Source organism: Caloramator sp. ALD01, assembly GCF_000472625.1.
Taxonomy (GTDB): domain Bacteria; phylum Bacillota; class Clostridia; order Clostridiales; family Caloramatoraceae; genus Thermobrachium; species Thermobrachium proteoclasticum.
On sequence record NZ_AXAA01000066.1, the window covers coordinates 1 to 2,016 of the forward strand.

The window sequence follows — 2,016 nt, forward strand, 5'->3', positions numbered from 1 at the left end:
CATTCCGAACACGCAGGTTAAGCTCCGCAGGGCCGATGGTACTGCACCGCACGGTGTGGGAGAGTAGGTCGTTGCCAGATTTGCTTTTTTATTTACTTCAAATACATCTAAAAGGCCCTTTGAGTACCTGTACGCATTCAAGAAAGGTCGGTTAAGCTCCGCCGGGCCGATGGTACTGCACTAATGCGGTGTGGGAGAGTAGGTCGCTTAAAGAAATGATGAAAAAGTAATTAGATGTAAAAATAAATGAGATTGATAGAGTCATAAATAATTTAAACTTGTCTTGATAATATAATGAGAACATTTAGAGTTCCTTGTTAATATCAATACGTTTGATTATTTATGGCTTATTTTTTATAATCAAAGAAGTTATTCACAGTAGTAAAAAGTATGTTAATGTTGATAATTTGCATAAGAATATTATAAAAGTCTGTGGATAATTTAAAAATGTATTAAAAGGGAATTTATAGATAAAGCTATTGGTTATATATAAATATTTTTCTTATAACTTCATTATGGATTTATTTTATACTTAACATAGATATAAATCTAATTTATTCTTCAAAAATAAAACATAAACTGTTTTAGTGATATAATATAATTTAATAGTATTATAAGGGGGGATACTATGTTAGCAGGTATTTTAGTTGGGGGAATTGTTTTGATAGTATTAATGGGAGGAATTTATTTTTCACAACAAGTGATAAAACCTAAATGCTTTAAGTATGAAGAAACATATAAAATAGAAGTTGATAAAGGAAAAATAGTAAAAGAAAAGTTTAATAGTTTAAAAAGAGAGGAAATAAAAATTAAATCACCATATGGATATGAACTTAATACTATGTATTTTGAAGTACCAAATTCAAATAAGGCTGTAATTATATGTCATGGGATAACCTATACACTTTATGGTTCGGTAAAATATATGGATATATTTCTAAAAAGAGGAATTAGTGTATTAATATATGATCACAGAAATCATGGGTTAAGTGGAGGGAAAAATACTACATTTGGACATTATGAAAGATATGACTTGAAGGCAGTTACAGATTGGTTGTTTACAAGGCTTGGTGATGGAGGTAAGGTTGGAATAATGGGTGAATCTATGGGAGCAGCTACGGTTTTATTAAATTCAGAAATAGATGATAGAGTGTCATTTTATATAGCGGATTGTGCTTATTCAAGTATGTCAGGTATATTAAAATACAGAATGAGAAAAGATTTTCACATTTATCCTTTTCCTTTGTACTATTCAGCAAGTTTGATTACAAAGATAAGGGCAGGAATATTTTTTAGAGAAGTGTCTCCAATAAAAGCAATTGAAAATGTTGAAACTCCAATTTTCTTTATACATGGGAAAAATGATGATTATGTACCATATCAAATGAGTGTTGATATGTATAATGCTAAAAAGAAGGGGTTTAAAAAAATATATTTGGCACCTAATGCGGGACATGCAGAAGCTTATTGGAATAATAAAGATGAATATGATACATTAGTTGGAGAGTTTTTAGAACAGATAGTATTTTAATAAAAATAGAAAAACTACTTTCTTTTGATAAGAGGAAGTAGTTTTTTTTATTTTATAATTAATAAGTAATAAAGCAAAGTTACATTTATAAATTAAATATAAAAATACAAACAACATTTCCAAGAGTGTCGCTATATAAAAACTTGAGATAAAAATAGAAAAAAGAAGATAAACATATATATTTTAATTTAATGCCTAACTAAAATACATAAATTTTATTATCTACATGATAATATATAAAAGTCGCTTGAAGCGAGCGACAGAAAGAAATAAAAACACCGAAAAAAAGGTGTTGACAAGATAAAAAAGACGTGATAATATAAATAAGCGTCAACGGTCCTTGAAAACTGAACAGCGAGAGCGAACGTACTGAATAAGAAGCTAGGTTACAACATGAGAGTTTGATCCTGGCTCAGGACGAACGCTGGCGGCGTGCCTAACACATGCAAGTCGAGCGGAGGGGAAAGGAGTTTGCTTCTTGAACC

The 2,016-nt window shown here is 30.1% G+C and carries 1 protein-coding gene and 1 rRNA gene; both read left to right on the top strand.

All coding sequences use genetic code 11. The annotated features are described in order from the left end of the window. Positions 1-628: 628 nt before the first annotated feature. Positions 629-1,531 (top strand): alpha/beta hydrolase, encoded by a 903-nt coding sequence (locus tag A3M9_RS0112230; protein ID WP_156897915.1) that lies wholly within the window; start codon positions 629-631, stop codon positions 1,529-1,531. A 389-nt stretch (positions 1,532-1,920) separates the two neighbouring features. Then, a 16S ribosomal RNA gene (locus A3M9_RS0112235) occupies positions 1,921-2,016 on the top strand; the annotation flags it as partial.

What these genes read in the sequence shown, in the direction of transcription:
- A3M9_RS0112230 (WP_156897915.1), top strand. Translation starts at nt 629, where the DNA reads ATGTTAGCAGGTATTTTAGTTGGGGGAATTGTTTTGATAGTATTAATG.